This is a genomic window from Microbispora siamensis (assembly GCF_016863095.1).
Taxonomy (GTDB): Bacteria; Actinomycetota; Actinomycetes; order Streptosporangiales; family Streptosporangiaceae; genus Microbispora; species Microbispora siamensis.
The window spans coordinates 1-26,446 of record NZ_BOOF01000054.1 but is presented as its reverse complement, the minus strand read 5'-3'; the positions used below and the strand labels follow the sequence as shown (position 1 = coordinate 26,446).

The following is a 26,446-nucleotide window of genomic DNA, read 5'->3' as shown; positions in this document are numbered from 1 at the left end:
CGTCAGCCCAGCAACTCCACGATGTGCGCCGAGACGTCGGCGAGCAGCGTGGCCGGCCGCACCGGCGCCGCCGCCACGGCGGAGAACAGGGCGGGCAGTCCCGGCAACGGGAAGCCGTCGTCGGCGGTGACCGCGGCGGCCGCCTCGTGCTTGGCCAGCGCGGCGCGGCTGCGCTCCCACGCCTCCAGCACCTCCTCCGGCGACGGCACGCCGAAGCCGTGCCCGACCGGGGCGGCGTGGCGCAGCCGTACGAGCGGGGTCTCGGCGAACGCGAGCGCGATCCGGCAGCGGGCGGACAGGCCGTCGAGGTCCGGCACCCAGTCGAGCGCGGGGCAGGGGGTGCGGCACCGGCCCGCGCAGGTGGCGAGGGCCCCCGCCACCTGGCTGTGCTGCCGGTCGAAGTAGGCCCGCCACCCCGCGGGCGGCTCCGCGGCCACCCGCAGCGTCCGCTCGGCCGCCGACCGCTCCGCCCTCGTGTGGTCGCAGTCCCGGTCGGGCATGACCCCGAACCGGCTGCCGGGGGCGCGCAGGCCCTCCGGCCAGCGAGCCGGGTCGCCCGCGTGGCCGAGCGCGGGCTCGAAGGCGAGCAGCGGGAGGTACTCGCTGCAGATGTGCACCGCCGCGATCATCGAGCTGAGTTCGCGCCGCCGCCAGCGGGCCTCGACGACCTCGAGGAGCAGCGCGTACGCCGGCCGCAGCGAGTCGAGCGCGCCGCGCGGCTGCTCCCTCGGCGTCTGCGGCATGTGGCACGCGCGGGCGCGCCTGCGCAGGTCGGCCGGCACCGTCTGGGCGTCGATCTCGGTGTGGAAGTCCTCGGCGTCGAGGGTGAGCAGCCGCTGGCCGAACTCGCAGACCGACGCCACCAGGGCCGCCCGCTCTCCCTCCCCGAGCACGGCCGGCGCGAGCGCGCCGACGTCGCCGAACGAGTACCTCCCGGCCAGGGCGATCAACAGGTCGTGGGCTGAGTGCACCCGACGACCCTACTCAGGGCGGCGACGGCCGTCCGCCGGGCCATCCCACGCGCCCGGCGGGCGGTCGGGCAGGACGCGCACCTCGCCGAGGTTCTCCGGCGCGTCCACCGCGTATTCGCCGGTGTCGTCGTAGGTGGCGGCGTCCCGCAGGCGCGAGCCCTCGATCACGTCGACCCGCCTGATCCAGCCGAGCCTGCGCCCCGCCACGGCCCGTACCCTGTCGCCCTCCCGCAGGGGGAGCCACATCTCCTCGCTCAGGCACATGGCCCTGACCTCGCGGGAGGCCCCTTCGTCGATCGCGCACCAGTACGTCCACTTGGAGGTGTCGTTCGCCTTGCCGCCGTCCGGGAAACGGCGCAGCCGGACGACCTGGCCCTCAACGGTCGCCGCGCCGCCGAGGTCGGAGATCGCGCGGACGACCGGCAGGCCGGCGACCGCCAGGCCCACGGCGAGGGCGGCGGGCAGGACCAGCCCGTCCGGCCACACGCCGAAGGCGGCGGCGACCACCAGGAGGATCCAGGTGGGGAACCCGGTGAACCAGCCGGCCGCCAGGCCCCGCAGGATCGTCGCCCCAGGCGGCCGCCCCCACAGCAGGCGTGAGGGGTAGCGGACGTTCACGACGTGCCACATCCCGCCGTAGTCGGACCACGCCCGGTTGTCGTCGGCCGGGGTGCTGACCGGAAGGCTCCTGACGGCCCGCGGCGCGAGCCCGAGCGCGGCGGCGTACGCGAGGTGGCGGCCCCAGATCGTGACCGAGGCGGCGGGCTGCTCGGCGAACCGCCCGGTCGCCCGCAGATGCTCGCGGACGCCGAGCCAGTGGGCGGCGGCCCTGGCCCCCTCGGCCGTGCCGCGCTCCCCGTTCAGCCTGCCCATGAGGGTCACGAGCAGGGCGAAGGAGACGATCGCCGCGCCGGGCCCGCCGTCGTGGCGGGCGTCGTCGGCCGCGACCGCGATGCCGATCGCCGCGGCGGGGACGACCGCCGCCACGCCGAGGAGCAGCGCGTGGGCCCTGCTCCAGCGCGGTCGCGACAGGCCCTGCGCCCGCGCCTCGACGATCACCTTCTTGCGGAAGCTCTTCCACCACCGGCCGAGGTCGCGCGAGCCCTCGGCCAGCGCCCCCGTCGCCACCACGCCGTCGACGGACAGCGAGCGTACGTGGTCGTAGACCAGCCGCTCGTACGGCCGCAGGTCGCCGGGCTCTCCACGCAGCCGTACGAGGGACAGTTCCGGGCCGATCTCCTCGACGGCCACGACGCCCCTGGCGGCCAGGTCGAGCAGGGTGGCCGAGGGCGCCTCGTCGCACAGCCGCCAGTCGCCCGTGATCAGGTCGACCACCGCGGGGGACTGCCCGGCGAGCTCCCCGGTGGCCGGCCCCGGCTCGACGTCCGGGTTCCTCGTCGCCACGGCGAGCGCGAGCAGGAGCAGCAGCCACAGACCGGTCGCCGCCGCGGCGGCAATCCAGGCGCCCATGGTCAGAACCCGACCTGCACGGGCCCGCGCTCCTCGCCGGGCGCCCGGAAGTACTCGCGGGGCGTGAATCCGGTCATGCCGGCCACGATGTTGGCGGGCACCGTCTGGATGGCGTTGTTGTAGGTCAGGACGGCGTCGTTGTAGTACTGCCGGGAGTAGGCGATCCGGTTCTCCGTGGCGGCCAGCTCCTCCTGGAGCTCGGCGAAGTTGGCGCTCGCCTTGAGGTCGGGGTAGGCCTCGGCCACCGCGAACAGGCTCTTCAGCGCGCCGGACAGCATGTTCTCGGCCGCCGCCTGCTCCTCGGGGCCCCGGGCGCCGATGGCCTGGGCGCGGGCCGCGACGACGGCCTCCAGCGTGGCCCGCTCGTGCGCGGCGTAGCCCTTGACGGTCTCCACGAGGTTGGGGATCAGGTCGTAGCGGCGCTTGAGCTGCACGTCGATCTGCGCCCAGGCGTTGTCGGCGGTGTTGCGGGCGCGTACGAGGCGGTTGTAGACGGAGACGAGCGTCGCGACGAGGACGGCCACGACGGCGAGGACGACGATCATGGTGATCACGGAGGCCTCCTGCACGGACGGTAGTCCCGGCCCGTTCGCCTTGTAAACGGCCCGGCGCGCCCATGGCACCGCCGGTGCCTTGCACCGGGCTTGCGCCGCGCTTTCATGCTCCCGCCGTCTTCCATGCCACGTGGTCCCCTGACACGCCCGAGGGCCCCGGCGGTGTGCCGGGGCCCTCGGGGTCGTGATCGTGCGGCCGGCCGCGGATCAGGACGCGGATCAGGCTGCGGATCAGGCGGAGGCGTCCCGCGCCCGGGCGCGCAGCGCCCGGCTGACGCCGTCCGCGCCCTCCAGCAGCAGGCGCCGCAGCGCGTGCGGCGGCTGCTTGGCGCTGATGTGGTCCTGCGTGCGGGCCACGGTCTCCGGACGGATCAGCAGCGCGGGGTAGCAGCCGATGGCGAAGTTCTGCGCCATGTCGGAGGTCCACTCGCTCCAGATCCGCCCGACCTCCTCGAAGTACCGGTCGGCGTACGGCTCCAGCAGCTCGGGGTGCTGCGGGTCGACGAAGCCGAGGATCGTGGCGCGCAGCAGCGCGCCGCTCAGCTTGCCGCCCACGATCGTCGCCCAGGTCTCGGCCTTGGCCTCCGGGGTCGGGATCGAGGCCCGGCTGGTGGCGGCCGAGCGCTCGCCGGTCGCCGTGGCGTCCCTGGCCAGCTCCGCGTCGATGTCCCCGGCGCCGAGGACGCCGCCCGACACGAGCGACTGGATGAGCGTCCAGCGCAGGTCGGCGTCGACGGTCAGGCCCTCGGGCACCTCGGTGCCGTCGAGCACGCCCTTGAGGAACGCCAGGTCCTCGGACGAGGTGGCGGTCGCGGCGAGGGCGTTGACGTAGGCGAGCTGGTGGTCCGAGCCCGGCTCGGCCGCCGCGACGAGGCGGCGCAGCGCGCCGGCCAGCTCGGCCAGGCCGGTGGCCCGCCACGCCGGGTCGGCGTACTGCTGCACGGCCTGGCGGGCCTGGCGCAGCACGGTCTGCAGGACGGTCATGTCGCGCACCGAGTCGATGCCGGAGACGACCAGCTTGACGTAGTCGCGGGTGGCCATCTCGGCGTCCCGCGTCATGTCCCAGGCGGCCGACCAGCACAACGCGCGGGGCAGCGACTCGGTGAACGCGGTGATCCCGCCGCCGACGAGGGTGCGCAACGACCTCTCGTCGAGCCGGATCTTGGCGTAGGTGAGGTCGTCGTCGTTCACCAGCACCAGGTCGGGCTGGACCTCGCCGACCAGCTCGGGCACGGCCGTACGCGCGCCGACGATGTCGAGCTCGACCCGCTTGGTCCTGGTCAGGACGCCCTCGCGCAGCGAGTAGAGGCCGATGGCCACCCGGTGCGAGCGCAGCGTCGGGTGCTCCTGCGTGGCCTCCTGCAGCACGTCGAAGCTCAGGAACCGGCCCTCGTCGTCGGTCGTGAACGACGGCCGCAGCGTGTTGACGCCCGAGGTCTCCAGCCACTCCTTGGACCAGGACGACAGGTCGCGCCCGGAGGTGCGCTCCAGCGCCGACAGCAGGTCCTGCAGGGTGGTGTTCTTCCAGGCGTGCTCGTTGAAGTAGTCGCGCACCCCGGCGAGGAAGTTGTCGAGCCCCACGTACGCGACGAGCTGCTTGAGCACCGAGGCGCCCTTGGCGTACGTGATGCCGTCGAAGTTGACCTCGACGGCCTGCATGTCCGGGATGTCGGCGGCGATGGGGTGGGTGGAGGGCAGCTGGTCCTGCCGGTAGGCCCAGGCCTTCTCGACGTTGGCGAACGTCGTCCACGCGCCCTGGCCCCACCGGGTGGCCTCGGCCTGGCACAGCACGGACATGTAGGTGGCGAACGACTCGTTCAGCCACAGGTCGTCCCACCAGCGCATGGTGACGAGGTCGCCGAACCACATGTGCGCCATCTCGTGCAGGATCGTCTCCGCGCGGCGCTCGATGATCGCGTCGGTCACGCGCGAGCGGAAGACGTAGTCCTCAAGGAACGTCACCGCGCCCGCGTTCTCCATGGCGCCGGCGTTGAACTCCGGCACGAACAGCTGGTCGTACTTGCCGAAGGGGTAGCGCAGGCCGAAGACGCGGTGGAAGAAGTCGAAGCCCTGCTTGGTGACCTCGAAGATGTTCTCGGGGTCGAGGTACTGCGCGAGCGAGCGCCGCACGTAGATCCCGAGCGGGATCCCGTCGTGCTCGTCCCGCACCACCGCGTACGGCCCGGCGATGAGGGCCGTGATGTACGTCGACATGACGGGGGTCGGCGGGAAGTGCCAGCGCTTGGCCGCCTGCAGCGTGCCGTGCCGCCCGCGGTGCTCCTCCAGCGGCTCGACCGCGTCGGGAGCGGCGTTGGACACCACCTCCCAGTCGCCGGGGGCGAGGACGGTCAGCTCGAAGGTCGCCTTGAGGTCCGGCTGGTCGAAGCAGGCGTACATCCGGTGCGCGTCGGCCGTCTCGAACTGGCTGTGCAGGTAGACCTGCTGGTCCACGGGGTCGACGAAGCGGTGCAGGCCCTCACCGGTGCGCATGTAGGAGCAGTCGGCGTCCACGCGCAGCTCGTTGTGCCCGGCCAGCCCCGGCAGCGGGATGCGGCCCTTCTCGGCGTCGTAGGTGCTGACGTCCAGCTCCCTGCCGTTGAGTACGACCTTCCGCACGTGCGCGCCGTGCAGGTCGATGAACGTGTCCGCCCCCTCGCGGTCCGACGTGAAGTGGACCGTCGTGATGCTCTCGAACCGCTCCTCGCCCTCCGTCAGGTCGAGTTCGACCTGGTAGGACTGGACGGAGAGCAGCCGAGCACGCTCCCGGGCCTCGTCCCGTGTCAGATTCCCTGCCACACCCGCTCCTCATCACATGATCAACGCCCCCGATCCCCGCCGCCCCGTCGCGTCAGGGATTGCATGAATCCTGCCACGTCGCGGCGACAAGGCGGATTCGAGATCGCTCCTACCTGGAATAGGAGATTTCCTGCCCGGGTTGACGACCGAGGGAACCATAGTCCGTTCGAGAGGGTGTCACAGTGTCCGACCGAAAGCTTGTCGATTTCTGGTTCGACCCCGCCTGCCCCTGGGCGTGGATCACGTCACGCTGGATCCACGAGGTGGCCGCGCTCCGTCCCATCGACGTGCGCTGGCACATCATGAGCCTGGCGGTGCTCAACGAGGACAAGGACATCCCCGACGACTACCGCGAGCGGGTCAAGCAGACGCTCGGCGCCGTACGGGTGGTGGCCGCCGCCGCGGACAAGTACGGCGAGGAGGTCCTCGGCGGCCTCTACACCGAGATCGGCCGGCGCTTCCACGACGAGGGGCGCGAGCGCGACCGGGACACGATCGCCGAGGCCCTCACGGCCGCCGGGCTCGACCCCGCGCTGGTGGCCGCGCATGACTCGGACGAGTACGACGAGGCGATCCGGCGCTCGCACAACGAGGGCATCGACCTGGTCGGCCAGGAGGTCGGCACGCCGGTCATCGCCGTCGAGGGCGCGGCGTTCTTCGGCCCCGTCGTCTCGCCCATCCCCAGGGGCGAGGCCGCCGCGCGCCTGTGGGACGGCGTCCTGCTCGTCGCCGGCACCGACGGCTTCTTCGAGCTGAAGAGGTCGAGGACCCGCGACCCGATCTTCACCTGAGACTTCACAGGCTCCTTCACCCTCGCGCGAACCGACCGGAAAGGTTTCCGCTGGAAGGCTCGCCATCTGACAGCGGAGGCGCAAGGATGAGTGACATGCGTCACCTCTACGTGAACGGAGCCTGGGTCCCGTCCTCCTCCCGCGAGGCCGTCGACGTCGTCAACCCCGCGACCGAGGAGGTCGTGGACCGGGTGCCCGCCGGGGCGCCCGCCGACGTCGAGTCCGCCGTCGCCGCCGCCCGCGCCGCCTTCCCGTCCTGGTCGGCCCTGGAACCGGCCGAACGCGCCGCGTTCCTGGGGGCGGCGGCCGGGCTGCTACAGGAGCGCGCCAAGGAGATCGCGGCGACGATCGCCACCGACATGGGCGCCCCGCTCACGCTCGCGCTGAAGGTGCAGACGCTGATGCCCGCCGAGGTGCTGGCCTCCTACGCCGACCTCGCCAAGCGGTACGAGTTCGACGGCGGCCGCGTGGGCAACTCGCTCGTCGTACGGGAGCCCGTCGGCGTGGTCGGCGCGATCACGCCGTGGAACTACCCGCTCCACCAGGTCGTGTGCAAGGTGGCCCCGGCCCTCGCGGCCGGCTGCACCGTCGTGCTCAAGCCGAGCGAGGTCGCGCCGCTCGCGGCGTACGCGCTGGCCGACATCTTCCACGAGGTCGGCCTGCCGCCCGGCGTGTTCAACATGGTCAGCGGTTACGGTCCGGTGGTCGGCGAGGCCATCGCCGCCCACCCGGACGTGGACATGGTGTCGTTCACCGGGTCCACCAGGGCCGGCCGCCGGGTCGCGGCCCTCGCGGCCGAGACGGTCAAGCGGGTGGCCCTGGAGCTGGGCGGCAAGTCGGCGAACATCATCCTCCCCGACGCCGACCTGGAGAAGGCGGTGAAGAACGGGGTCGCGGGCGCCTACCTCAACTCGGGCCAGACCTGCTCGGCGCTGACCCGGATGCTCGTCCACTGGGACCAGTACGACGAGGCCGTGCGGCTCGCCGTGGAGGCGGCCGGCGCCTACGTCCCCGGCGATCCGTTCGCCGAGGGCACGCGCCTCGGGCCGCTGGTGTCCGCCGCGCAGCGCGACCGGGTCGTCAGGTACATCAACCGCGGCCAGGAGGAGGGCGCCCGGCTCGTGCTCGGCGGGACCGACAACCCGATGGAACGGGGTTACTACGTCGAGCCCGCGATCTTCGCGGGCGTGTCGCCCGGCATGTCGATCGAGCAGGAGGAGATCTTCGGCCCGGTGCTGTCGATCATCCCGTTCGCGTCGGAGAACGAGGCCGTCGAGATCGCCAACGGCACGCCGTACGGGCTGTCGGGGGCGGTGTGGGCGGGCACCGAGGACAAGGCGCTCGCGGTCGCGCGCCGCCTGCGCACCGGGCAGGTGGCGGTCAACGGCGGCCGGTTCAACATGATGGCGCCGTTCGGCGGCTACAAGCACTCCGGGGTCGGCCGTGAGCTCGGCGAGTTCGGCCTGGAGGAGTTCCTGGAGGTCAAGGCCATCCAGCTGTAGGAGGTCAGGGCGCCTGCAGGAGGATCTTGCGGCGCTCGTCCTTGCCCAGCCGGTCGACGTACAGCGTGCCCTCGAGGTGGTCGAACTCGTGCTGGAAGCACCGGGCGAGCATGCCGCGGGCCTTGACGGCGACGGGCCGGCCGAGCTTGTCGACCCCGCGCAGCGTGACCCCGGCGGCGCGGGGGGTCGGGGCGTACAGCGGCTTGCCGGTCTCCTTGCCGGGCACCGACAGGCAGCCCTCCTCCTCGACGACCTGCTCGGGGTCGTCGATCGTCAGCTCCGGGTTGATCACGTGGCCCTTGCGGTTGCTGATGTCGTAGACGAACAGCCGCCGGCCCACGCCGATCTGCGGCCCGGCGAGCCCGACGCCGTCGGCCTGGTACATGATCGAGAACATCTCGTCGATCAGCCGGCGCAGCTCGCGGTCGAAGTCCGTCACCGGTTCTGCGGGGGTACGCAGGACCGGGTCGCCGACATAGCGAAGCTCGCGCATGACACTCCTGTCAGGCCGGAGGGTGTAAGGGACGGAGGCCCATCTCGGCTATTACTTTAGTGGAGCCCGGGGTCGTCTCCGCCAGAGGCCTTCTGGGAAACTTCTGTCGTGCGTGTCTACATCGGTGCCGACCATGCCGGCTACGAGCTGAAGAATCACCTTGTCTCCTGGCTGAAGGAGCAGGGCCACGAGGTGGAGGACTGCGGTCCCCACGTCTACGACGCGGAGGACGACTACCCGCCGTTCGTGCTGCGCGCCGCGCAGGGCGTGGCCGGCGACGCGGGCAGCCTCGGGGTGGTGATCGGCGGCTCGGGGAACGGCGAGCAGATCGCCGCCAACAAGGTGCGGGGGGTGCGCGCGGCCCTCGCCTGGAACGAGGACACGGCGAAGCTGGCCCGCGAGCACAACGACGCCAACGTGATCAGCCTGGGCGCCCGGCAGCACACGCCGGAGGAGGCCGTCAGGTTCGTCGGGCTCTTCCTGGCCACGCCGTTCTCGGGGGCCGAGCGGCACGCCCGGCGGATCCGCCAGCTCGCCGGCTACGAGGCCACCGGCGAACTGCCGCCGCTGCCCGCCTGACTCCGCCTGAATCCCGTCTAGCCCTGCGCCTGGCGGGTGTCCCTGTCGCGTCCCCGGCGGGGCTCCCGCCGGGGCGTCTCGTCGCGCAGTGGCCGCTCGTCGGCGGCCTCCTGCTGCTCCTGCGTAGGCCGGGAGACGTCGCGGGCCCGCATGGCCGTGATCGCGGTGATCTGCAAACTCTGCAGCGCCATGCTCTGAAGCCTACGTCCCGGCTGTCGGCGGCGCGCCTCAGAACACCCGGCAGCCCCAGGGGGCCGGGTCCCACGCCATCGCGGCCGACAGCTCGCGCAGGGCCCCCGGCCGGTGCTCCCGCACCAGCCCGGCGTCCGCCGCCGCCCGCAGGGACCGCCCGCCGAGGTACGCCGCGCCCAGCACGTCGACCGGCAGCGTGAGGTCGGCGGGCGCGCCGGTCGGTTCGCAGGACGCCTTGTCGGTGACGAGGCGCCGGCGGCCGGCGTTCCACGGGCAGAACTCGTCCTGGACGTCCAGCACCAGGTCGGCCGGGGCCGCGTACGCGCGGGAGGCCAGGGCCCGGTCCACGTCCACCAGGCGGATCCACAGGTCGTCGAACCAGCCCGCGTGCAGCTGGCGGGGTTCGGCCAGCAGGTGTGTGATCGGGTCGTCCACCGGCCGCCGCTCGGCGTGGACGACCGTGCACAGGTCCCGGTCGAGGACGCCGCGCCAGACCAGCGCGTACGCCGCGGGGTCGGAGGCGAACAACTCCAGGAGCCGGACCTCCCCGTCCGGCACGCCGTGCTCGTCCCAGCCGGCCTTCGCTCGGAACAGCGCGTAGCCGCGCGCTCCCGTCGCGTCCTCCGCGATCAGGCAGCGCAGCGGGCCCATCCCGCCCCGGTCGTGCTCGGTGTCCGGGAGGATCTCGGTCCGCCAGTATCCGTCGGACCTCGCGTACATGCCGGGACGGCCGGGTCGTACGGCGTCGTAGATCCGCCGGAGATCGGCAAGCGCGTCGGCGGGGCCGGCCACGCGCAGGCGCAGCGCCGGGTCGGCGGGGGCCGAGCGCGTGAAGACCGAGCCGTGGGTGGGGATGCGGAAGTTCAGGGTGTCGGCGGCCCTGCCATACCCGAAACGCCCGTAGATGGCCGCCTGGCTGGCGTAGAGCGCGGCGACGGCCTCACGTCCCTCCTCGTGCAGGCCGTGCAGCTGCCGGGTCATGAGCGCGGTCAGCACGCCGCGGCGGCGATGCGAGGGGAGCACACCCACCGACGTGACGCCGGCCACGGGGATCGGCCCGCCGGGGACCGTCATCTCGAAGGACAACGCGGCGGCGCAGCCGACCATCAGGTCGCCGTCGAAGGCGGACAGCAGCCGGTCGATCTCCAGGACCTCGCGCCACCGGTCGGCGATCTCCACGGGATAGGTGGCGCTGAACGCCTCGTAATCGACGGCGACGAAGGCCGGCCACTCGGATTCCTCGATGGGGCGCACGGTGATGCTCATCGAGACACCGTAGAAGCGGGCCGCCGCGCGAGGCGACCCAATATCCGTGCCGGATGATCTAGACGTTGGTCAAGCAGGTGCCGCCACCTGGGATGTCCGGATACAGTCGAGGCCATCATGACTTCCCGTCCGGCGCCGCTGATCCCTCCTCGGCTCCGCGCGCTCCTGGCGCGCGTGCCGCTCCTGGTGCCGTTGGTCCGTTTTGTCAGGAAAGTTTGGTCGAAGGACCGGTACCTCCTCATCGCTCTCGTCGTGCTCACCGTCGTGATCGGCGTGCTCGACGCGGAGGTGTCGCCGTACTGGTTCTCGCCCTCGCTGCTGATCCTCTTCACGCTGATCGGCGGGCTCCAGCTCCGGCTGCGCAGCCTCGCGATCCTGCTGTGCGTGGTCGTGGCGTCCCTGGCGTACATGGGACCGGTCAGGGGAGTGCTCAGCGTCGGCCCCGGCCTGCTGATCACTATGGCCTTCACCGCCGCGCTGGCCTGGATGATGGCGCGTACGCGGGGCAAGCTCGGCGTCCAGGGGCTGCGCGGCGACGCGATGCTGCTGGAGCTGCGTGACCGGCTGAAGCGGCAGAGCGAGCTGCCGCCGCTGCCCAAGGACTGGGGCGGCAAGGTGGTGCTGAAGCAGGCGGGAGGATCGTCGTTCGGCGGCGACTTCGTCGTCTCGATGCGGGAGGGCGACCGGGTCCAGGTGGCGGTCGTCGACGTGTCCGGCAAGGGCGTGGACGCGGGAACCCGCGCGCTCATGCTGTCGGGCACCTTCGGCGGCCTGCTCGGCTCGGTGGACGACTTCCTCGTCGCGTGCAACTCCTACCTGCACCGCCAGCTCGGCGACGAGGGGTTCGTGACCGCCGTCCACCTGGAGCTCGACCTGTCCACGGGGGAGTACACCATCACCTCGGCCGGGCATCCGCCCGTCGTCCGGTTCGACTCCGGCTCGGGCACGTGGCGGGTCTCCACGGCGAAGGGCGTCGTGCTCGGCGTGGTGCCCGACCTGGCCTGCGAGACCGACAGCGGGGTGTTGCGCAAGGGCGACGCGCTCATGCTGTTCACCGACGGGCTGATCGAGCAGCCCGGCCGGGACATCGACGCCGGGCTCGACCGGTTGCTGGGCGAGGCCGAGCGGCTGCTGCCGTCGGGATTCCGCGACAAGGCCCGGCAGCTCGTCCAGTCGATGTCCTCCGGCCACAACGACGACTGCGCGCTCGTCCTGATCTGGCGCCCCTGAGCTCCTACAGCCAGCCGGAGTCGGTGGCGATCCTGACGGCGTCGACGCGGTTGCGCGCTCCGGTCTTGACGAGGATGCGCGACAGGTGATTTCGCACGGTGCCGACGGACAGGCCCAGCTCGGCGGCGATGTCCTTCGACCGCGCGCCCCCCGCCGCGAGCCGCAGCACCTCGTGCTCCCTCGGCGTCAGCGGGCAGTCGGCGGCCTCCAGTGCGGCGACCGCCAGCTCGGAGTCGACGACCCGGCGTCCGGCGACCATCCGGCGGATGCCGTCGGCGAGCTGCTCGGGGGCCACCTCGATGCTCAGGTAGCCCAGGACGCCCGCCGCGAAGGCCCGCTTGACGTGACCCGGGCTGGGCTGCGCCGACAGCAGCATCACGCGGCAGCGTGGCGCCTTCTCTCCCAGCCGCGCGGCCGCGTTGAGCCCGTCCACTCCGGGCAGGTCCGCGTCGATGACGGCGGCGTCCGGCCGCACGTCCAGGGCCGCGGGCAGGATGTCCTCGCCCGACCCGACGTCCGCGACCACCCGCAGATCGTCCTCTCCGTCAAGGGACGCGACCAGGCCTCGCCGTACCAACGGAAGGTGTTCGGCCACCAGGATCCGGATCAAGGTTCTCCCCTCTGGACGTCTCTCAAAGGGTGATCGACCAACTCCATACTGTCAACGAAGTGTCCCCAATCGGTCACACACGGGCAAGCCGAACCCGTGCCGGAAAAGTCTTCACCTTCGTGCGGGTGGGCTACGCTCGAAGGGTGCTTCGTCTGCCAGGGCACCTTCTCCGATTCGGGGGTACGCGCTGATGAGCTGGCTCTTCGTGGCCGGATTCGTGATCCTCTTCGTCGGTCTGCTCGTCTCGATCGCGCTTCACGAGATCGGGCACCTCGTGCCCGCCAAGCTCTTCGGCGTCCGGGTGACCCAATACATGGTCGGCTTCGGGCCCACGATGTGGTCGCGCAGGCGGGGCGAGACCGAGTACGGCGTGAAGTGGGTCCCGCTCGGCGGCTACATCCGCATGATCGGCATGCTCCCGCCGCGCCCCTCGGACGAGCCCGGCAAGCTGCGCAGCGTCTCCACCGGTCCCTGGCAGGGCCTCATCGAGAACGCGCGGGCGGTCGCGTCCGAGGAGATCCGGCCAGGAGACGAGAACCGGGTCTTCTACCGCAAGCCCTGGTGGCAGAAGGTCATCATCATGACCGGCGGCCCGGCGATGAACTTCGTGCTCGCGTTCGTGCTGTTCGCGGTCGTGATGATGGGCTTCGGCGTCGCAGAGCAGACGCCGGTCGTGTCCTCGGTGTCCAAGTGCGCCATCCCCGCCGCGGAGGCGGACCACCGCGACTGCCGGGACAGCGACCCCCTGACGCCCGCCGCCAAGGCGGGCCTGCGCCCCGGCGACCGCATCGTCGCCATCGGCGGCGCGCCGGTCACCGACTGGGAGACGGCCCGGCGACTCATCCGTGAGCACGGCGCGGGGGTCACGACGCTGGGCATCCAGCGGGGCGGGCAGCGGGCCGAGGTGAAGGTCGACCTGATCGCGCAGGACCTGCCCTCGCTGACCGACCCCGGCAAGGTGGAGAAGAACGCCGGCTTCCTGGGTGTGAGCCCGACGACCGTCGTCGAGAAGAAGGGCCCCGGCTACGTCGTCGGGCAGATGTGGGACCTGACCGAGCGCACCGCCGTCGCGATGGTCAACATCCCTAAGAAGATGGTCGGCGTGTGGAACGCCGCCTTCTCGGGCGAGAAGCGCGACCCGAACGGGCCGATCGGCATCGTGGGGGCGGGCCGCATCGGCGGTGAGATCGCCGCCTCGGACCTGTCGGTCGAAAACAAGATCGAGATCTTCATCAACCTGCTGGCCGGGTTGAACCTCGCGGTGGGCATGTTCAACCTGATCCCGCTGCTGCCGCTGGACGGCGGTCACATCGCCGGCGGCCTGTGGGAGGGCGTCAAGCGGGCCTTGGCGCGGGTGCGCCGCCGGCCGGTCCCCGGGTACGTGGACGTGGCCAAGGCGCTCCCACTGACGTACGTCATGGCGGCCCTGCTGGTCGTCATGGGCGGCCTTCTCATCTACGCCGACCTCGTCAACCCGGTCCGCCTGTCCGGCTGAGCCCCGCCGGGCGGGAGCCTACTCGCCCGTCGCCCCGTCGATGCGCTCACGCAGCAGATCGGCGTGGCCGTTGTGGCGGGCGTACTCCTCGATCATGTGGCACATGATCCAGCGCAGCGAGTGGCGGACTCCCTGGCGGTCCGCCTTCGCTAGCGCGTCCAGGTCGGCGCAGGCCTCCTCGGCCGCACGCGCGTGCTCGATCTCCGCGCGCCAGGTCGCGAAGGCCTCCTCTCCGGACGCGGTGTCCACGTTGTCGAACTCGCCGTCCGGGTCATCGTCGCTGTAGTAGATGCCGCCGAGGTCCTCGCCGTTGAGCCGCCGCCGGAACCAGGCCCGCTCGACGTCGGCCAGGTGCCGTACGAGGCCGAGCAGCGACATGCTGGAGGGAGGCACGGAGCGCAGCCGCAGCTGCTCCTCCGTGAGTCCCTGGCACTTCACCGCGAGAGTCTCACGGTGCCAGTCCAGCCAGGCGCGCAGCATCGCGCGCTCGTCCGCGGCGACAGGGGGATCGATACGTGTGTCGGTCATTCCGGCATCCTGCCCCGAGCCGCGACGCGGAGTCACATCATTTTGGGCCCGCCGGCCGGTATTCGAGCAGGACGATGCGCGAGTCGAGGACCCTGGTGCCGGCCAGCTCCAGCCCCGTCCGGGGGTAGCCGGCGTAGGCGGGCTCCCGACCGTCGCCGCCCAGCGTGAGGGGAAAGACCATCACCCGCAGCCGGTCGACCAGCCCGAGCTCCATCAGGCTTCTGACCAGCGTGAGGCTGCCGATCGAGCGCAGCGGCACGGCCGACTCCCGCTTGAGCGCCCTGACCCGCTCGGCGAGGTCGCCGCGTACGAGCCGGGTGTTCTTCCAGGCGAGCGGCTCCCGCAGGGTGTTGGAGAAGACGGCCTTCGGCAGGTCGTTCATCCGGGTGCTCGCCTCGTCGGCGGCCGCGGACGAGATCGCCGCGAGCGCCTCATAGGTGACGCGACCCATGAGCATCAGTTGCGGCTGCTCGGTCGCCTCGCGTATCCAGGCGTCGAGGCCGGGCCCCGGATAGCCGAAGAAGGCGCCCACGTCCACGCCGGCGGCGAAGCCGTCCAGCGACACGAACAGGTCCGCCGTGAGGTCAGGCACGGTGGTCACCCCGCTTTCGCCGTATGCCCGGCCCGCCGGTGTGCGGCGTGGGCAGGTAGCCATCTGGAGGAGCAGGAAGGGCGTCGATGCAGGCCGGTGAGCAGGCGTTCACCAGCAGCGGCACGGTGTCGGTGCCGACCCGTAAAGAGATCCACACCTGGTGGAGCCCGCCTTCGGCGATAGGCCGGTCACAGACGCTGCACGCGCGGATCACGTCGGTGCCCCACACTCCAGGGTCGAGGCCGAGGAGATCGAGGTCCCGGGTCGATGCTCTGCCGGGCTGGAGCGGAGGAAACGGTGCTCGCACCTTGAGGTTGCCGTAAAGCGAGCGGGTGCTGACCGTGCTGGCCTTCAGCCGCCGGCACCTGGTCAGCTCGTACGGGAACCAGTGGAGGCGATGCGACGTGTAAGGGCTGAACTCCCGCAGATTGGTCATCGAGCCGATCTCCGGGGGGATTCGCACGAGGTTACTGCCGTAGAGCACCAAGTGCTTGACCTCGGTGAGTTTGGCGATGGTCGGAGGCAACGTGACGATCTGACGCTGCTCGGCCGGGCTGAGTTCGACAAGAGGACGGAACACCTCGCGGCCGTCTGCCGCCGCTTCTTCTACGAGCTCGAGCAGATGTCGCCAGCCAGGGGATGCAGTGTCCTGACGCTCAGGATGGAAGCGCACAGGGTGCGGCGGACGAACCCTGTCTTGATCGAAACACCTGCATATCTCCCTGCCGGCCCCGGGCCCGCCTTCGCCGACAGCGTCGGCCCATCGATTGGCCAGCAGGGGCGGGGGAGGCTCGTCCTTCATGGCAGGACGATAACCCGATCCGCCCTTCTCGTTCGCCTGCCGACGAGAGCCCCGGCGTCAGTACATCGAGATCTGATAAGCCCGTGATCGTGACCTGGCACAACTCCCGAACCACCAGGATGATCTGGCGTTGATCGTCTCGGTGGTTCTCACCATTTCGCGGCTAGTCACGATGTCATGTGCCCTTGCTGTGCCCTCCGCTTCGACCGCGCCTATCTGCGTGAACCGCACTTGACCCCAGGACCTGGGAGTAGGCGTTTTCGCAGCTCAACGGCCTTCAGGTGGAATGGACAACGTCTGGTGACGTGCCTAACGTTCGACCCCGAGATGTGGCCCTTAGGCTTCTTACCGAGGAACCTGGGCCGGCTCAGCTGATCCTGCGCGTTCAGGCACGTCCAGTTGGCTGGGAAGTAGCCGACAGTAACCCGGGGTGGCTCGTCTATGTTCCGGCCAGCAGTATCGTTCTCGACCCGCGTTATCAGCTTGAGAATAGGTTACGGTCATGCCGCGCGGGACACGCGGAACGCGGCCGACGTTGTCCGGCACCTTAGGAGAGAATCGACCATGGTGAATCTGCTCGCCAGTATGGTGGACATGATCAGCCTCACACCTGGCGACGATTTCGTCATCACCGAGGTGACGGACGGGGAAATCACGGGCGACCCCGGTCCCGGGGATGGGGCTCCCCTCGTCGGTCCCGGCATCCATGCGGGCCCGAGCGGCCTTATTCTGACCAGTCAGCTCCCTTTTCAGACCAGTCGGATGGTTGAAAAGAACGACCACTTCGTCCGGTATGAGCTGTGCGACGGCCCCCCGGAGCCGCTGGAGTCCTGGGCGGAGCTATGGAACGGCGAACTGCGGATCGATTCGGGGACGATCGCCCTCTCGGAGTACTCCTCCGACGGTGCGTGGAAAGAACTCGAGCCGTTCGACCTCGGGGAGACTGGCCTTTCCTGGTCGGTTCGCGTGCTGACCAAAGTCATGACCAATACCGAGGAGCCGGACTTCCCGCGCGACGTTTACCAAGTCCAGCTCTACCGCCTTCAACTATGGCGGCCCGGTCTGACGCCCTGACCACTTCCCCAATCGGAGCCTTCGGGGACAATCGCGGACACGCGTGCTGGCTCCCACCCCAGCCACCCCACAACCCGCACGTGTGTTCGAGGCCATCCCGGAGCCGGAGCGCCCCCCGCCAGAGGCGCCCCCATGCGTGGCGCGGCACGTTGCGGCTGTTCCAGCTCAGCCCACCGCTCGTGATTAGACCTGTACTGTCGCGCGGCGGCCCGCCTCGACTCGTCCGCGCCAGTCGTCCGGCGTGCTCTTAGCCGGCAGACGGCTCAAGTGCCCTCGATGTGCCCTGACGCGTCCTGCCGGGATCGAACATGCAGGTAGACGGCTTGTGTGCCTAGTACATCGAGATGTGCACGTGGTCGTAGTGGTTGGCGGTGATGCCGCCGCGGTCGGACATGGTCCGCCAGCCCGGATGGCCGAGGTTGTAGATGCGCTGCTGCCAGATCACGTACATCACGCCCAGCTTCGGCCCGTTCTTGATGGCCCAGGCGGCCAGGCTGTCGCCGAACGCCTTCATCTCCGGGGAGGGCATGGCGCCGCCCGAGCTCATCATGAAGTCGCAGGCGCGCCCGAGGGGGTGCTCGCCGCTGTTCTCGGCCCGGTAGCAGCCGACCGGAAACCGCAGGTCGAAGTGCTTTTCGACCTCCGTGCGCATGAGCCGCATCCGGGGGGTGATGTTGTCGGAGCCGCTGGGCAGCTCCGGCGCCCACGACCCGCCCGCGCGTTTGCCCGGCGCGATCGGGATCAGCGCGTCGAGCTTGTCCTTGATCTCGTCGATGAGATCCTCGGCGTCCTCGCGCTGTCCGGCGACCTCGGCGGCCTGCGCCTTGAGCTGTTCGGTCAGCGTCTTGGCGGCGTCCGCGGCCTGCTGTCGTTCGGCGCGGACCTGGTCGAAGCGGGCGAGCCTGGCGGCCTGCTCTTCCTTGAGCTGGTAGTTCAGCGCGGCGGTGTTCATGTCGGGCAGCGCCATCGCCCTCTCGGTCTGGTAGCGCAGCCCGGCCATCCGCCGTACGGCGTCGCTGGCGGCCTCGTAGTCGGCCTCGGCCTTGGCCAGCCGGCCGCGGGCCGCCTTCTCCTCGACGCGGGCCTTGGCGAGGGCGACGCGTTTGGCGTTGTAGTCGCCGATCAGCCGGTCGACCTTCTTGCGCAGGTCCGACAGCTCCTTCTTGAGCTGCTTCTCCGTCGGTTTGGGGTCGGCGGCGCCAGGGGTGGCCGCGCCGAACACGAGGACGGCGGAGGCGAGCGCGCCGAGAGCCAGGGGGAACGCGCGGGGCAGAGCCCACTCCTCTCCATCTGCCGACCGGGTTAGCTGACGGGTTCGGGCTGGAGAAGCCTGGGCAGGCGACTGCCTTGACCCCAGGTGCGTGGTTGGGTCCCCGGCTCCCGGGCGGGGCGCCCGGGATTAGGCGTACCGGTTGTGACGTCCGGTGTCAGGGATACTAGTGGTAAAGAAACCGTGGCTGCCACCTAAGTCGCAACCATTCGGAGATCAAGCCGTTACCGCCTCGCGTAGCATCCGGGCGGCCTCCTCCGGGAGCACGTCGTTGACGAACGCGCCCATGGCCGACTCCGATCCGGCGAGATACTTCAGCTTGTTCGGCGCCCGCCGGATCGTGAAGAGCTGCAGGTGGAGGTAGGCGAGGTCGCGCCGATAGGTGACCGGGGCCTGGTGCCAGGCCGCGACGTACGGCATGACGACGCCGAACAGCCCGTCCAGACGGCGGAGCACCTCGATGTAGAGCGGCGCGAACGCGGCCCGTTCCTCGGGCGACAGCGCGGGGATGTCGGGCACCTGACGGTGCGGGTAGACGTGCACCTCGAACGGATAACGCGCGGCGGCCGGGACGAAGGCCGTCCAGTGCTCGTTGGCGGCCACCACCCGGGGGCCCCTCCGCTCGGCGGCCAGGACGTCCGCGAACAGGTTGCCGCCCCGATGGCGGGCGGCGGCGTCCAGCATCTGCCGGGTACGCGGCGTGACGTACGGATAGGCGTAGATCTGCCCGTGGGGGTGCGGCAGCGTGATCCCGATCTCGGCGCCGCGGTTCTCGAAGTAGAAGACCTGCTCCACGCCGGGCAGCGAGGACAGCTCGGCCGTACGGTCGGCCCAGGCCTCGACGACCAGTTCGGCCTGCTCGTCGCTCAGCGAGCTGAACGACGCGTCGTGGTCGGAGGTGAAGCAGACGACCTCACAGCGCCCGATCCCCGGCCGTACCTCGCTGAGCCCGCCCACCTGCTCGTACGCTCCGGTGTTGAAGCTGAACGACGGAAAGCGGTTCTCGAACACCGCCACCTCGTACGGCGAGGGGATCTCCGAGCCGGGATGGCCCGGGCAGAGCGGGCACTCCTCGGCGGACGGCAGGTGGGTGCGCGTCTGGCGGTGCCGGGCGACGGCCACCCACTCGTCCATCAGGGGGTCGTAGCGCAGCTCGGAGGCGAGCGGGCGCGGCGGCAGGTCCCTTTTGTCGGTGGCGCTGTGGTCGGCGTCGTCACGCCGGTCGAAGTAGATCAGCTCACGGCCGTCGGCGAGATGGGTGATGGTGCGCTTCACAGAGCGGTCTCCAGCTTCACGGTGCGGTGTCCCGGGTCACGGGGGGCTTCCAGAGGTCCGGCGTCACAGTGCGGTCTCCAGCTCGGTCTCCCCGGACGGATCGGCGAGGAGGAGCTCGCCGGCGTGCTCCGACAGCGCGGCGCGCGCCTCCTCCGGCAGGCCGACGTCGCTCACGACCACACCGGCCTCGCCCAGGGCGGCGATCGTGCTGATGCCGATCGTCCCCCACTTGGTGTGGTCGGCCAGGACCACGAGCTGCTGGGCGGCCGCGATGAGGGCGCGGTCGGTCTCCGCCTCCAGCAGGTTGGGCGTGGTGTAACCGGCACGGACGCTCATGCCGTGCACGCCGAGCATGAGCGTGTCGACGTTCAGGGAGCGGACGGCCGCCACGGCCACCGGGCCGACCAGCGCGTCGGAGGGCGTACGCACGCCTCCCACCAGCACCACGGTCTGGTCGGGCCGTCCCGCCCGGTGGAAGACGTCGGCCACCTGGACGGAGTTGGTGATCACGGTAAGCTCGGGCACGTCCACCAGGTGGTGGGCCAGCGTCCAGGTCGTGGTCCCGGCCGACAGGGCGACGGAGCTGCCCGGCCGTACGAGCATGGCGGCCCGGCGGGCGATGGCCTCCTTCTCGGCCTGCTGCCGCACCGACTTGGCGGCGAAGCCCGGCTCCTCCGTCGAGCCGGTGCCGGTGGCGGTCGCCCCGCCGTGCACCTTGACGATCAGGCCGCGCTCCGCGAGGACCTCCAGGTCGCGGCGGATCGTCATGTCCGAGACCCCGAGGTCGCGTACGAGCTGCGCGACGCGCACCCCGCCGGTTCTGCGTACCCTCTCCAGGATCGCCTGCTGCCGTTGCTGGGCCAGCATCCACCACTCCTGTCAACAGATTCAAACAAATTATGCCTCACGTACGTGGAGACATGTTGAGTTGGGGTCGGGGTACTTGCCGCCGGCGGTCCGGGGGAGGACAGTGAGCGAAAGCCGTACTCGACGGAAGGCGGTCGTGATGGGCAGGCGCGCACGCAAGTCGAAGGCACGCAAGAAGAAGAAGGCCAACCACGGCAGGCGGCCCACAGGAAGGTAGGGCTCAGGGGTTCCTGCCCCAGGCGGCGAGCAGGTGAGTCTGCTGGTCGGCGCCGGCCGGAACGTCGCGCTCGTCCCCGATGACCCCCGCCTCGCGGTAGTCCTCCCGCGCCTTCTCGAACCATTCGGAGCAGGAGGCGACGAGTTCGGGGTCGAGCCGTTCCGGCCCGCCGATGGCACGTGCCAGATCCCAGGTGTGGATCAGCGCGTCCGCGAACAGCTCGGTGATGTACTCCTCGCCCGGCACGTCGCCGAAGGACAGGTGGGTCACGCTGGTCAGGGCGCCCTCGGCGTACACCGCCTGGACGGCGCCCTGCGCGGACGCCTCGAACGCCTTGAGCGGGTCGTCGCCGAGCACGTCGCCCTCGAAGGCGTCCCCCACCTCGGCGACCGTACGGCCGGACAGCAGTTCGGGGGCCCACAGGTTCTCGGCGACGACGTGGTTGACGAGCCCCCGGACGTCCCAGTCGACGCAGGGGGTCGGCAGCTCCCACTGCCCGCGGCGGACGAGATGGAGGCGGTCCCCGAAACCGTCCAGCGCCCTGCGGTACGCGTCACGGATGTCGATCATGTCCCCTCCTCGCCACGAACTCCCCATTCGAACGTAACTCTTCTCAACGATCAGTCATACACGCTCGCCGGGGAGGGAACGCCCGGGTCAAGGGACGTGCTGCTCGACCCAGACGATCTTTCCGTACGGCGTGGGCCGGGTGCCCCAGCGGTAGGCGAACCGCTTGATCAGCTGGAGACCGCGGCCGGTGTCCTCGTCGGGGGTGGCCGTGCGCGGGGCGGGAGTGGCGGGGGAGCCGTCGACGACCTCGACCACCAGCGTGCGGCCGCGCAGCAGGCGCAACTCGATCGGCGGCCAGCCGTGCTTGAGCGCGTTGGTGACCAGTTCGCTCACGATGAGCTGGGTGCTGTCCACCAGGCCGCCCAGCCCCCACCTCTGCAAGGTGCCGCGGACGAACCGGCGGGCGTGCGAGACGAACCGCGGGTCGGAGGGCAACGGGCAGGTCGCCACCTCGTCCGGGTCGAGATCGCGCACCCTGGCCACCATCAGGGCGATGTCGTCACGTTCGTGGCCCGACCGCTGGCTGCTGATGATCACGTCGCACATGTCCTCCAGGTCCTCGACAGGACCGGCGAGCAGGCGGCGCAGCCCCATGATCCCGGCGTCCAGGTCGCGCTCCCGGCTCTCCACGAGGCCGTCAGTGTAGAAGGCGAGCACGCTCCCGGCCGGCAGGACCAGCTCGCGCGACTCCAGCGGGTCGCTGCCGATGCCGAGAGGCAGGCCCGACGGCAGCTCGATGATCTCGGTCGACCGGTCGGGGTGCAGCAGGATCGGCGGCACGTGCCCGGCGCGGGCGAGCGCGCACGTGCGCGTCACCGGGTCGTAGACGGCGTAGATGCACGTCGCGATCTGGCTGGGGTCGAGGTCCTGGCTCATCAGGTTGAGCCGGAACAGCACCTCGTCGGGCGGCAGGTCGAGGCTCGCGAGCGTACGCGCGGCCGTGCGGAGCTGGCCCATGGTCGCCGCGGCCCTGGTCCCGTGGCCCATGACGTCGCCCACCACCAGGGCCGTACGGCATCCGGGCAGGGCGATCACGTCGTACCAGTCGCCCCCGACGCCCATCAGGTCGCTGGCCGGCAGGTAGCGCGAGGCGATGTCCATGCCGAGCGCCTGCGGCAGTTCGACGGGCAGCAGGCTGCTCTGCAGGGTGAGCGCGGTCCTGCGCTCCCTGGTATAGAGCCGCGCGTTGTCGATGCACAGGGCGGTGCGGGCGGCCAGGTCCTCGGCCACCACCACGTCCTGCTCCTCGAACGGCAGGCTGTCCGGGCGCCTTGTGAAGATCACGCAGCCGAGGACCCGTCCCCGCGCCCGCAGGGGGACCGCGAGGAACGAGGAGTCGGTCAGGAGCGAGGCGACCGCCTCCTCCCGGTCCAGGCTCGCGCCGATCAGCCGGGCGCTCTCCTTGTCGAGTGCCGGGTACATCAGCGGCTTGCCCCCGGCCATGCACTGGGCCTGCGGAAGGATCGCCGGATAGACCGTCGCCTCGCCGACGGGGAACGCCTTCACCCAGGAGTCCGGATCGGCGCCGGCCACGCCCAGGGCGACCCGGCGTACGAGGGTGGTCCCGTCCACCGGCCGGGAGGACAACTCGCCGTCCGCCATGAGGCGGTCCTGCACCATCACGGCCGCGGCGTCGGCGAAGCGGGGGACCGCCACATCGACGAGCTCCCGGCTCGTCTCGGATAAGTCGAGCGTGCTGCCGATCCGCCGGCTCGCCTCGTTCAGGAAAGCCAGCCGCTCGTGCGCGGACGCGGCGCTGCTGCGGCGCCACTGCGCCCGGTTGCCCGGGGCGGGGTCCTTGATAACGCAGTTCCGGTTCAACGAATTCTCCGGAGAGAGCGGATGGTGTTCCAGAATCGTATGGAGCTGATACCGCGCATTTCAGCCGTTTGACATGAGTGCTCCGGTCGGTATTACGGTGCGATGGCGCAGCCGTACCCGCCGGTCAAGGGACGAAACGGGTAACGGTGGGCATGCGTCGCATCAGACGGCCGGCAGGTGCGCGAGGGCCGCGTCGATCCGCTCCTGCGGGAGAGTGAAATCCTCCAGGCGGCCGGCGAGGCGGCTCTCGTAGGCGGGCAGGTCGAAGTGGCCGTGCCCGCACAGGGACATCACGATGACCTTCTCCTCGCCCGACTCGGCGCACCGCAGCGCCTCCGCGATCGTCGCGGCCACCGCGTGGGAGGGCTCGGGAGCCGGCACGATCCCCTCGGCCCTGGCGAAGCGGATCCCCGCGTCGAAGCACTCGGTCTGCGTGACGGCCACGGCCTCCACCAGGCCCAGCTCGTACACGTGCGAGAGCAGCGGCGACATGCCGTGGTAGCGCAGCCCGCCCGCGTGGATCGGGTCGGGCACGAACGTGTGCCCCAGCGTGTGCATCTTCATCAGCGGCGTGAACCCCGCCGTGTCGCCGAAGTCGTACGCGTAGGCGCCCCGGGTCAGGGACGGGCAGGCGGCGGGCTCGACGCTCCGCAACACCGGGTTCATCCGCCCCGCCAGCTTCTCGCGCAGGAACGGGAAGGCCAGCCCCGCGAAGTTGGAGCCGCCGCCGGTGCAGCCGATCACCACGTCCGGGGTCTCGCCGAGGGCGGCCAGCTGCTCCAGCGCCTCCTCGCCGATCACGGTCTGGTGCAGCAGGACGTGGTTGAGCACCGAGCCGAGGGCGTACCGCGTGTCGTCGTGCTGTCCGGCCACCTCGACCGCCTCGCTGATCGCGATGCCCAGCGACCCCGTGCAGTGGGGGTCCTCCGCCAGGATCCTGCTGCCCGCCGTGGTCACCGCCGACGGGCTCGCGTGCAGGGTCGCGCCGTAGACCTTCATCAGCGTGCGGCGGTACGGCTTCTGCTCGTACGACGCCCTGACCATCCAGACCTCGCAGGCCAGGCCGTATTGGGCGCACGCGAACGCCAGGGCGGAGCCCCACTGGCCCGCACCGGTCTCGGTGGTCAGCCTCCGCACGCCCTCCCGCGCGTTGTAGTACGCCTGGGGGACCGCCGTGTTGGGCTTGTGCGAGCCCGACGGGCTGCCGCCCTCGTACTTGTAGTAGATCCGTGCGGGCGTGCCGAGGACGCGCTCGAGGCGCCGGGCGCGGATGAGCGGCGTGGGCCGCCAGAGGCGGTAGACGTCGAGGACGCCGTCAGGGACCGGGACGAACCGCTCACCTGACACCTCCTGCTCGATCAGCGCCGCAGGGAAGAGCGGGGCGAGGTCGTCGGGGCCGACCGGTTGCAGCGTCGCCGGGTGGAGCACCGGCGGGGGAGGCGTGGGCAGATCAGGGACGACGTTGTACCAGTTCCGGGGGATCCGGGACTCGTCGAGAAGGACCCTGGTCGGCTCGCCCATATCTCCCAGTGTCCGCGCCGGGGGCCCATCGGGAAAGGGCGTCCGCCGATGTGGCCGGACCCGGTCAGACGGCTGCGTCAGGCGGTTCCCCCCGAGCGCCAGTAGACGTTGGCCTCCCGGGTGAGGAACCCCTCGTCCACCAGGTAGCGGCGTAGGGCGGCGTAGTCGTCGTGGAACGCCCGCAGCGCCACGTCGACCTCCTTCTCCGGGTAGCGCACGCCCACCTCGAACACCTGCGCGATGTAGTCGAGCACCATCAGCCGTTTGGCCCTCTTCGCCGGTATCGAGACGAGTCGCCCGTCGACCAGGAACGCGTCCATCGGGTCCGCCGGCGTCGAGGGGATCGTACGCAGCAGTTCGCGGAAGGTCTCGGGCCGAGCCCGCCAGCTGTCCTCGTCCCGTACGGCGAGGCCGCCCCTGGCCAGCCGGTCCAGTGCCTTGGCCACCGCTTCCTGGTCGAGCCCGGTGACCTTGTCGAGCGGCTCACCGGGACGCAGGACCAGCCCGGCGAGGACGCGGAGCGTGTCGTCCTGCCCGAGCAGCCCGAGCACGCGGGAGATGTGCTTGTCGATCACCTGTCCACGGTATTGGCTCGATGAGGACCGTAGGAAACCTGGAGGGCGACGTGACCGCTCAACTGGACCACACGATCGTGCACAGCAGCGACCGCTTCGAGTCCGCCCGCTTCCTGACCGGGCTGCTCGGCGAGCCCGAGCCCGGCGCGTTCGGGCCGTTCGCCACGGTCCGGGTCGGCAACGGGGTGACGATCGACTACGCCGACTCGATCGTCGACCGGGACCGGATCGTCATGCAGCACCTGGCGTTCCTCGTCTCGGAGGAGGAGTTCGACGACATCTGCGCCCGCATCGCCGAGCGGGGCCTGCCGTACTGGGGCGGTCCCGGCCACCAGGAGCCGCAGCAGATCAACCACCGTCACCACGGCCGCGGGGTGTACGTGGACGACCCCGACGGCCACGCCATCGAGTTCCTCACCCATCCGTACGTCGAGGAGGAGTGACTTTCAGCGGGCCTGCGCCCGGCCCCGGTCGAACACGGCGCGCCTGCGGGCGGCGAAGTCCTCGGGGCCGGCGATGGCGAGCCCGTCCCGGCCGGTCTCCAGTTCGGCCCGGAGGCCGTCTGCGCCGGTGCCGTCGCGCAGGAGGTCGTAGATCTCCCGGATCCTGCCCAGCGTCTCCGGCGTCGTCGTCGCGATGCTCTGCGCGAGCTCCACGGCCCGGGGCAGCAGCCGGTCGTGCGCGACGACCTCGTTCACCAGGCCGATGCGCAGCGCCAGGGGAGCGTCGACGAAATCCCCGGTGAACGTCATCTGCCGGGCCCAGGCCTGCCCGACGGCCTGGCTGAGCCGTGCCGTCATGCCCCAGGAGGGCACGATGCCGACACGGGTGTGGGTGTCGGCGAACCGCGCCCGATCGCTGGCGATCCTGAAGTCGCAGGCGAGCGCGAACTCCAGGCCGCCCGTCACCGCCACGCCGTTGACCGCCCCGATGACGGGCACCGGGAAGTTCCGCAGCGGGAGGATGGAGTCGGGATGGCCGATCTTCACCCCCGCTTCCAGCTCGCCGAGGTCCAGGCCGGCGCAGAAGGCGGGGTCGGCCCCGGTGAGGACCGTCGCGCGCAGGTCCGGCTCCTCCGCGAGCCGCTCGAGCGTGTCATGGAACTCTTCGAGCAGCGCCTTGGAGATCGCGTTGTACTTGCGCGGACGGTTCAGCGTCACGACCGCGACGGCCTCGGAGGGCCGGTCGACGAGGACCAGGTCGCCCATGATGCTCCTCAGGGTTCCGGGGGTACGGCGAGAACAGGTTATAGAAACGCGCCGGGCCGCTGCCGTACTGCTGACTGGCGGAGCGTGGTCACTCAGTCGGTCACCCAAGGGATGGACAAGGCCGCCTCCGACGATCGGAAGCGGCCTTCGTAGTGCTGAGCGCTGGTCGGGGCGACA

The 26,446-nt window shown here is 70.9% G+C and carries 27 protein-coding genes and 1 riboswitch; of the genes, 8 read left to right on the top strand and 19 right to left on the bottom strand.

The genetic code is table 11. The features are described from left to right. Positions 1-2: 2 nt before the first annotated feature. The 4 genes from Msi02_RS36155 to pepN all read right to left on the bottom strand — a co-directional run bounded on the left by Msi02_RS36155 (position 3) and on the right by pepN (position 5,791). Positions 3-971 (bottom strand): hypothetical protein, encoded by a 969-nt coding sequence (locus tag Msi02_RS36155; protein WP_204052310.1) that lies wholly within the window; start codon positions 969-971, stop codon positions 3-5. 9 nt (positions 972-980) lie between these two features. Continuing rightward, positions 981-2,441, bottom strand: coding sequence for a DUF2207 family protein (locus tag Msi02_RS36150; RefSeq protein ID WP_204052309.1), 1,461 nt, complete (start codon positions 2,439-2,441; stop codon positions 981-983). 2 nt (positions 2,442-2,443) lie between these two features. After that, positions 2,444-2,986: a LemA family protein gene (locus Msi02_RS36145; protein ID WP_239109070.1), complete on the bottom strand. Its 543-nt coding sequence runs from the start codon at positions 2,984-2,986 to the stop codon at positions 2,444-2,446. A gap of 240 nt (positions 2,987-3,226) precedes the next feature. Next, positions 3,227-5,791, bottom strand: a complete 2,565-nt coding sequence (gene pepN / locus Msi02_RS36140; RefSeq protein ID WP_204052307.1) for an aminopeptidase N — start codon at positions 5,789-5,791, stop codon at positions 3,227-3,229. 182 nt (positions 5,792-5,973) lie between these two features. Here pepN and Msi02_RS36135 point away from each other — a divergent pair, with 182 nt between their 5' ends. Together Msi02_RS36135 and Msi02_RS36130 are read left to right on the top strand one after the other, a co-directional pair. Continuing rightward, positions 5,974-6,582 carry a mycothiol-dependent nitroreductase Rv2466c family protein gene (locus tag Msi02_RS36135; protein WP_079317838.1) on the top strand — a complete coding sequence of 203 codons (609 nt, stop codon included), beginning with the start codon at positions 5,974-5,976 and terminating at the stop codon, positions 6,580-6,582. A 95-nt stretch (positions 6,583-6,677) separates the two neighbouring features. Then, positions 6,678-8,084, top strand: a complete 1,407-nt coding sequence (locus Msi02_RS36130) for an aldehyde dehydrogenase family protein (RefSeq protein WP_204052337.1) — start codon at positions 6,678-6,680, stop codon at positions 8,082-8,084. Between the two features lie 4 nt (positions 8,085-8,088). Here the strand turns inward: Msi02_RS36130 and def are convergent, their stop codons facing one another. Continuing rightward, positions 8,089-8,577, bottom strand: a complete 489-nt coding sequence (gene def / locus Msi02_RS36125) for a peptide deformylase (RefSeq protein ID WP_204052306.1) — start codon at positions 8,575-8,577, stop codon at positions 8,089-8,091. Positions 8,578-8,685: 108 nt separating this feature from the next. Here def and Msi02_RS36120 point away from each other — a divergent pair, with 108 nt between their 5' ends. After that, positions 8,686-9,156, top strand: coding sequence for a ribose-5-phosphate isomerase (locus Msi02_RS36120; protein WP_204052305.1), 471 nt, complete (start codon positions 8,686-8,688; stop codon positions 9,154-9,156). A gap of 17 nt (positions 9,157-9,173) precedes the next feature. On the opposite strand, the gene Msi02_RS36115 is transcribed toward Msi02_RS36120, so the two are convergent. After that, positions 9,174-9,347: a hypothetical protein gene (locus tag Msi02_RS36115; protein ID WP_204052304.1), complete on the bottom strand. Its 174-nt coding sequence runs from the start codon at positions 9,345-9,347 to the stop codon at positions 9,174-9,176. Between the two features lie 37 nt (positions 9,348-9,384). Further along, entirely contained in the window at positions 9,385-10,614 is a 1,230-nt protein-coding gene (locus Msi02_RS36110; protein ID WP_204052303.1) for a GNAT family N-acetyltransferase, read from the bottom strand. Between the two features lie 117 nt (positions 10,615-10,731). On the opposite strand from Msi02_RS36110, the gene Msi02_RS36105 reads away from it, so the two are divergent. Beyond that, positions 10,732-11,844: a PP2C family protein-serine/threonine phosphatase gene (locus tag Msi02_RS36105; protein ID WP_204052302.1), complete on the top strand. Its 1,113-nt coding sequence runs from the start codon at positions 10,732-10,734 to the stop codon at positions 11,842-11,844. A 4-nt stretch (positions 11,845-11,848) separates the two neighbouring features. On the opposite strand, the gene Msi02_RS36100 is transcribed toward Msi02_RS36105, so the two are convergent. After that, on the bottom strand, positions 11,849-12,454 hold the full coding sequence (locus tag Msi02_RS36100; protein ID WP_079317820.1) for a response regulator transcription factor: 606 nt from the start codon (positions 12,452-12,454) through the stop codon (positions 11,849-11,851). A 190-nt stretch (positions 12,455-12,644) separates the two neighbouring features. Between Msi02_RS36100 and Msi02_RS36095 the strand changes: the two genes are divergently transcribed. Beyond that, positions 12,645-13,949, top strand: coding sequence for a M50 family metallopeptidase (locus Msi02_RS36095; RefSeq protein WP_204052301.1), 1,305 nt, complete (start codon positions 12,645-12,647; stop codon positions 13,947-13,949). A gap of 18 nt (positions 13,950-13,967) precedes the next feature. Here the strand turns inward: Msi02_RS36095 and Msi02_RS36090 are convergent, their stop codons facing one another. Genes Msi02_RS36090 through Msi02_RS36080 form a run of 3 tightly spaced genes read right to left on the bottom strand, consistent with a single transcriptional unit; the run spans position 13,968 to position 15,871 of the window. Then, positions 13,968-14,477 (bottom strand): DinB family protein, encoded by a 510-nt coding sequence (locus Msi02_RS36090; protein ID WP_204052300.1) that lies wholly within the window; start codon positions 14,475-14,477, stop codon positions 13,968-13,970. A 37-nt stretch (positions 14,478-14,514) separates the two neighbouring features. Continuing rightward, positions 14,515-15,069, bottom strand: coding sequence for a dihydrofolate reductase family protein (locus Msi02_RS36085; RefSeq protein ID WP_204052299.1), 555 nt, complete (start codon positions 15,067-15,069; stop codon positions 14,515-14,517). Further along, positions 15,062-15,871 (bottom strand): hypothetical protein, encoded by an 810-nt coding sequence (locus Msi02_RS36080; protein ID WP_204052298.1) that lies wholly within the window; start codon positions 15,869-15,871, stop codon positions 15,062-15,064. The genes Msi02_RS36085 and Msi02_RS36080 overlap by 8 nt, the downstream gene beginning before the upstream one ends. A gap of 564 nt (positions 15,872-16,435) precedes the next feature. On the opposite strand from Msi02_RS36080, the gene Msi02_RS36075 reads away from it, so the two are divergent. Further along, the gene (locus Msi02_RS36075) at positions 16,436-16,945 is read left to right on the top strand and encodes a hypothetical protein (protein ID WP_204052297.1); all 510 of its coding nucleotides are present in this window, start codon (positions 16,436-16,438) and stop codon (positions 16,943-16,945) included. 331 nt (positions 16,946-17,276) lie between these two features. Here the strand turns inward: Msi02_RS36075 and Msi02_RS36070 are convergent, their stop codons facing one another. The 3 genes from Msi02_RS36070 to Msi02_RS36060 all read right to left on the bottom strand — a co-directional run bounded on the left by Msi02_RS36070 (position 17,277) and on the right by Msi02_RS36060 (position 20,357). Then, positions 17,277-18,167 (bottom strand): coiled-coil domain-containing protein, encoded by an 891-nt coding sequence (locus Msi02_RS36070; RefSeq protein WP_204052296.1) that lies wholly within the window; start codon positions 18,165-18,167, stop codon positions 17,277-17,279. 55 nt (positions 18,168-18,222) lie between these two features. Beyond that, positions 18,223-18,361, bottom strand: a riboswitch (cyclic di-AMP (ydaO/yuaA leader). 70 nt (positions 18,362-18,431) lie between these two features. Then, positions 18,432-19,490: a galactose-1-phosphate uridylyltransferase gene (galT, locus tag Msi02_RS36065; RefSeq protein WP_204052295.1), complete on the bottom strand. Its 1,059-nt coding sequence runs from the start codon at positions 19,488-19,490 to the stop codon at positions 18,432-18,434. A gap of 63 nt (positions 19,491-19,553) precedes the next feature. Continuing rightward, positions 19,554-20,357 carry a DeoR/GlpR family DNA-binding transcription regulator gene (locus Msi02_RS36060; protein WP_139576468.1) on the bottom strand — a complete coding sequence of 268 codons (804 nt, stop codon included), beginning with the start codon at positions 20,355-20,357 and terminating at the stop codon, positions 19,554-19,556. On the opposite strand from Msi02_RS36060, the gene Msi02_RS44875 reads away from it, so the two are divergent. Beyond that, positions 20,257-20,574 (top strand): 50S ribosomal protein bL37, encoded by a 318-nt coding sequence (locus Msi02_RS44875; RefSeq protein ID WP_476703418.1) that lies wholly within the window; start codon positions 20,257-20,259, stop codon positions 20,572-20,574. The genes Msi02_RS36060 and Msi02_RS44875 overlap by 101 nt on opposite strands. A gap of 3 nt (positions 20,575-20,577) precedes the next feature. On the opposite strand, the gene Msi02_RS36055 is transcribed toward Msi02_RS44875, so the two are convergent. From Msi02_RS36055 to Msi02_RS36040, 4 genes are all read right to left on the bottom strand, one after another. After that, positions 20,578-21,144, bottom strand: coding sequence for a TIGR03086 family metal-binding protein (locus Msi02_RS36055; protein ID WP_079317795.1), 567 nt, complete (start codon positions 21,142-21,144; stop codon positions 20,578-20,580). Positions 21,145-21,231: 87 nt separating this feature from the next. After that, positions 21,232-22,965, bottom strand: a complete 1,734-nt coding sequence (locus Msi02_RS36050) for an ATP-binding SpoIIE family protein phosphatase (RefSeq protein WP_204052294.1) — start codon at positions 22,963-22,965, stop codon at positions 21,232-21,234. A gap of 162 nt (positions 22,966-23,127) precedes the next feature. Beyond that, complete coding sequence (locus tag Msi02_RS36045; RefSeq protein ID WP_204052293.1) at positions 23,128-24,486, bottom strand: TrpB-like pyridoxal phosphate-dependent enzyme; 1,359 nt, start codon at positions 24,484-24,486, stop codon at positions 23,128-23,130. Between the two features lie 77 nt (positions 24,487-24,563). Continuing rightward, positions 24,564-25,061, bottom strand: coding sequence for a DUF2087 domain-containing protein (locus Msi02_RS36040; protein ID WP_204052292.1), 498 nt, complete (start codon positions 25,059-25,061; stop codon positions 24,564-24,566). Positions 25,062-25,111: 50 nt separating this feature from the next. On the opposite strand from Msi02_RS36040, the gene Msi02_RS36035 reads away from it, so the two are divergent. Beyond that, positions 25,112-25,504 carry a VOC family protein gene (locus Msi02_RS36035; RefSeq protein WP_204052291.1) on the top strand — a complete coding sequence of 131 codons (393 nt, stop codon included), beginning with the start codon at positions 25,112-25,114 and terminating at the stop codon, positions 25,502-25,504. A 3-nt stretch (positions 25,505-25,507) separates the two neighbouring features. On the opposite strand, the gene Msi02_RS36030 is transcribed toward Msi02_RS36035, so the two are convergent. Further along, a complete protein-coding gene (locus tag Msi02_RS36030; protein WP_204052290.1) occupies positions 25,508-26,269 on the bottom strand; it encodes an enoyl-CoA hydratase in 762 nt (253 codons plus the stop codon). Positions 26,270-26,446: the final 177 nt, after the last annotated feature.

Excerpts from the sequence above, each read along its gene's own strand:
- def (WP_204052306.1), bottom strand. The coding sequence starts at position 8,577 with ATGCGCGAGCTTCGCTATGTCGGCGACCCGGTCCTGCGTACCCCCGCA.
- Msi02_RS36080 (WP_204052298.1), bottom strand. The coding sequence starts at position 15,871 with ATGAAGGACGAGCCTCCCCCGCCCCTGCTGGCCAATCGATGGGCCGAC.
- Msi02_RS36145 (WP_239109070.1), bottom strand. The coding sequence starts at position 2,986 with ATGATCGTCGTCCTCGCCGTCGTGGCCGTCCTCGTCGCGACGCTCGTC.
- Msi02_RS36060 (WP_139576468.1), bottom strand. The coding sequence starts at position 20,357 with ATGCTGGCCCAGCAACGGCAGCAGGCGATCCTGGAGAGGGTACGCAGA.
- Msi02_RS36095 (WP_204052301.1), top strand. The coding sequence starts at position 12,645 with ATGAGCTGGCTCTTCGTGGCCGGATTCGTGATCCTCTTCGTCGGTCTG.
- Msi02_RS44875 (WP_476703418.1), top strand. The coding sequence starts at position 20,257 with ATGTCCGAGACCCCGAGGTCGCGTACGAGCTGCGCGACGCGCACCCCG.
- Msi02_RS36045 (WP_204052293.1), bottom strand. The coding sequence starts at position 24,486 with ATGGGCGAGCCGACCAGGGTCCTTCTCGACGAGTCCCGGATCCCCCGG.
- Msi02_RS36030 (WP_204052290.1), bottom strand. The coding sequence starts at position 26,269 with ATGGGCGACCTGGTCCTCGTCGACCGGCCCTCCGAGGCCGTCGCGGTC.
- Msi02_RS36150 (WP_204052309.1), bottom strand. The coding sequence starts at position 2,441 with ATGGGCGCCTGGATTGCCGCCGCGGCGGCGACCGGTCTGTGGCTGCTG.
- Msi02_RS36055 (WP_079317795.1), bottom strand. The coding sequence starts at position 21,144 with ATGATCGACATCCGTGACGCGTACCGCAGGGCGCTGGACGGTTTCGGG.
- Msi02_RS36130 (WP_204052337.1), top strand. The coding sequence starts at position 6,678 with ATGCGTCACCTCTACGTGAACGGAGCCTGGGTCCCGTCCTCCTCCCGC.
- Msi02_RS36090 (WP_204052300.1), bottom strand. The coding sequence starts at position 14,477 with ATGACCGACACACGTATCGATCCCCCTGTCGCCGCGGACGAGCGCGCG.
- Msi02_RS36115 (WP_204052304.1), bottom strand. The coding sequence starts at position 9,347 with ATGGCGCTGCAGAGTTTGCAGATCACCGCGATCACGGCCATGCGGGCC.
- Msi02_RS36110 (WP_204052303.1), bottom strand. The coding sequence starts at position 10,614 with ATGAGCATCACCGTGCGCCCCATCGAGGAATCCGAGTGGCCGGCCTTC.
- Msi02_RS36105 (WP_204052302.1), top strand. The coding sequence starts at position 10,732 with ATGACTTCCCGTCCGGCGCCGCTGATCCCTCCTCGGCTCCGCGCGCTC.
- Msi02_RS36075 (WP_204052297.1), top strand. The coding sequence starts at position 16,436 with ATGGTGAATCTGCTCGCCAGTATGGTGGACATGATCAGCCTCACACCT.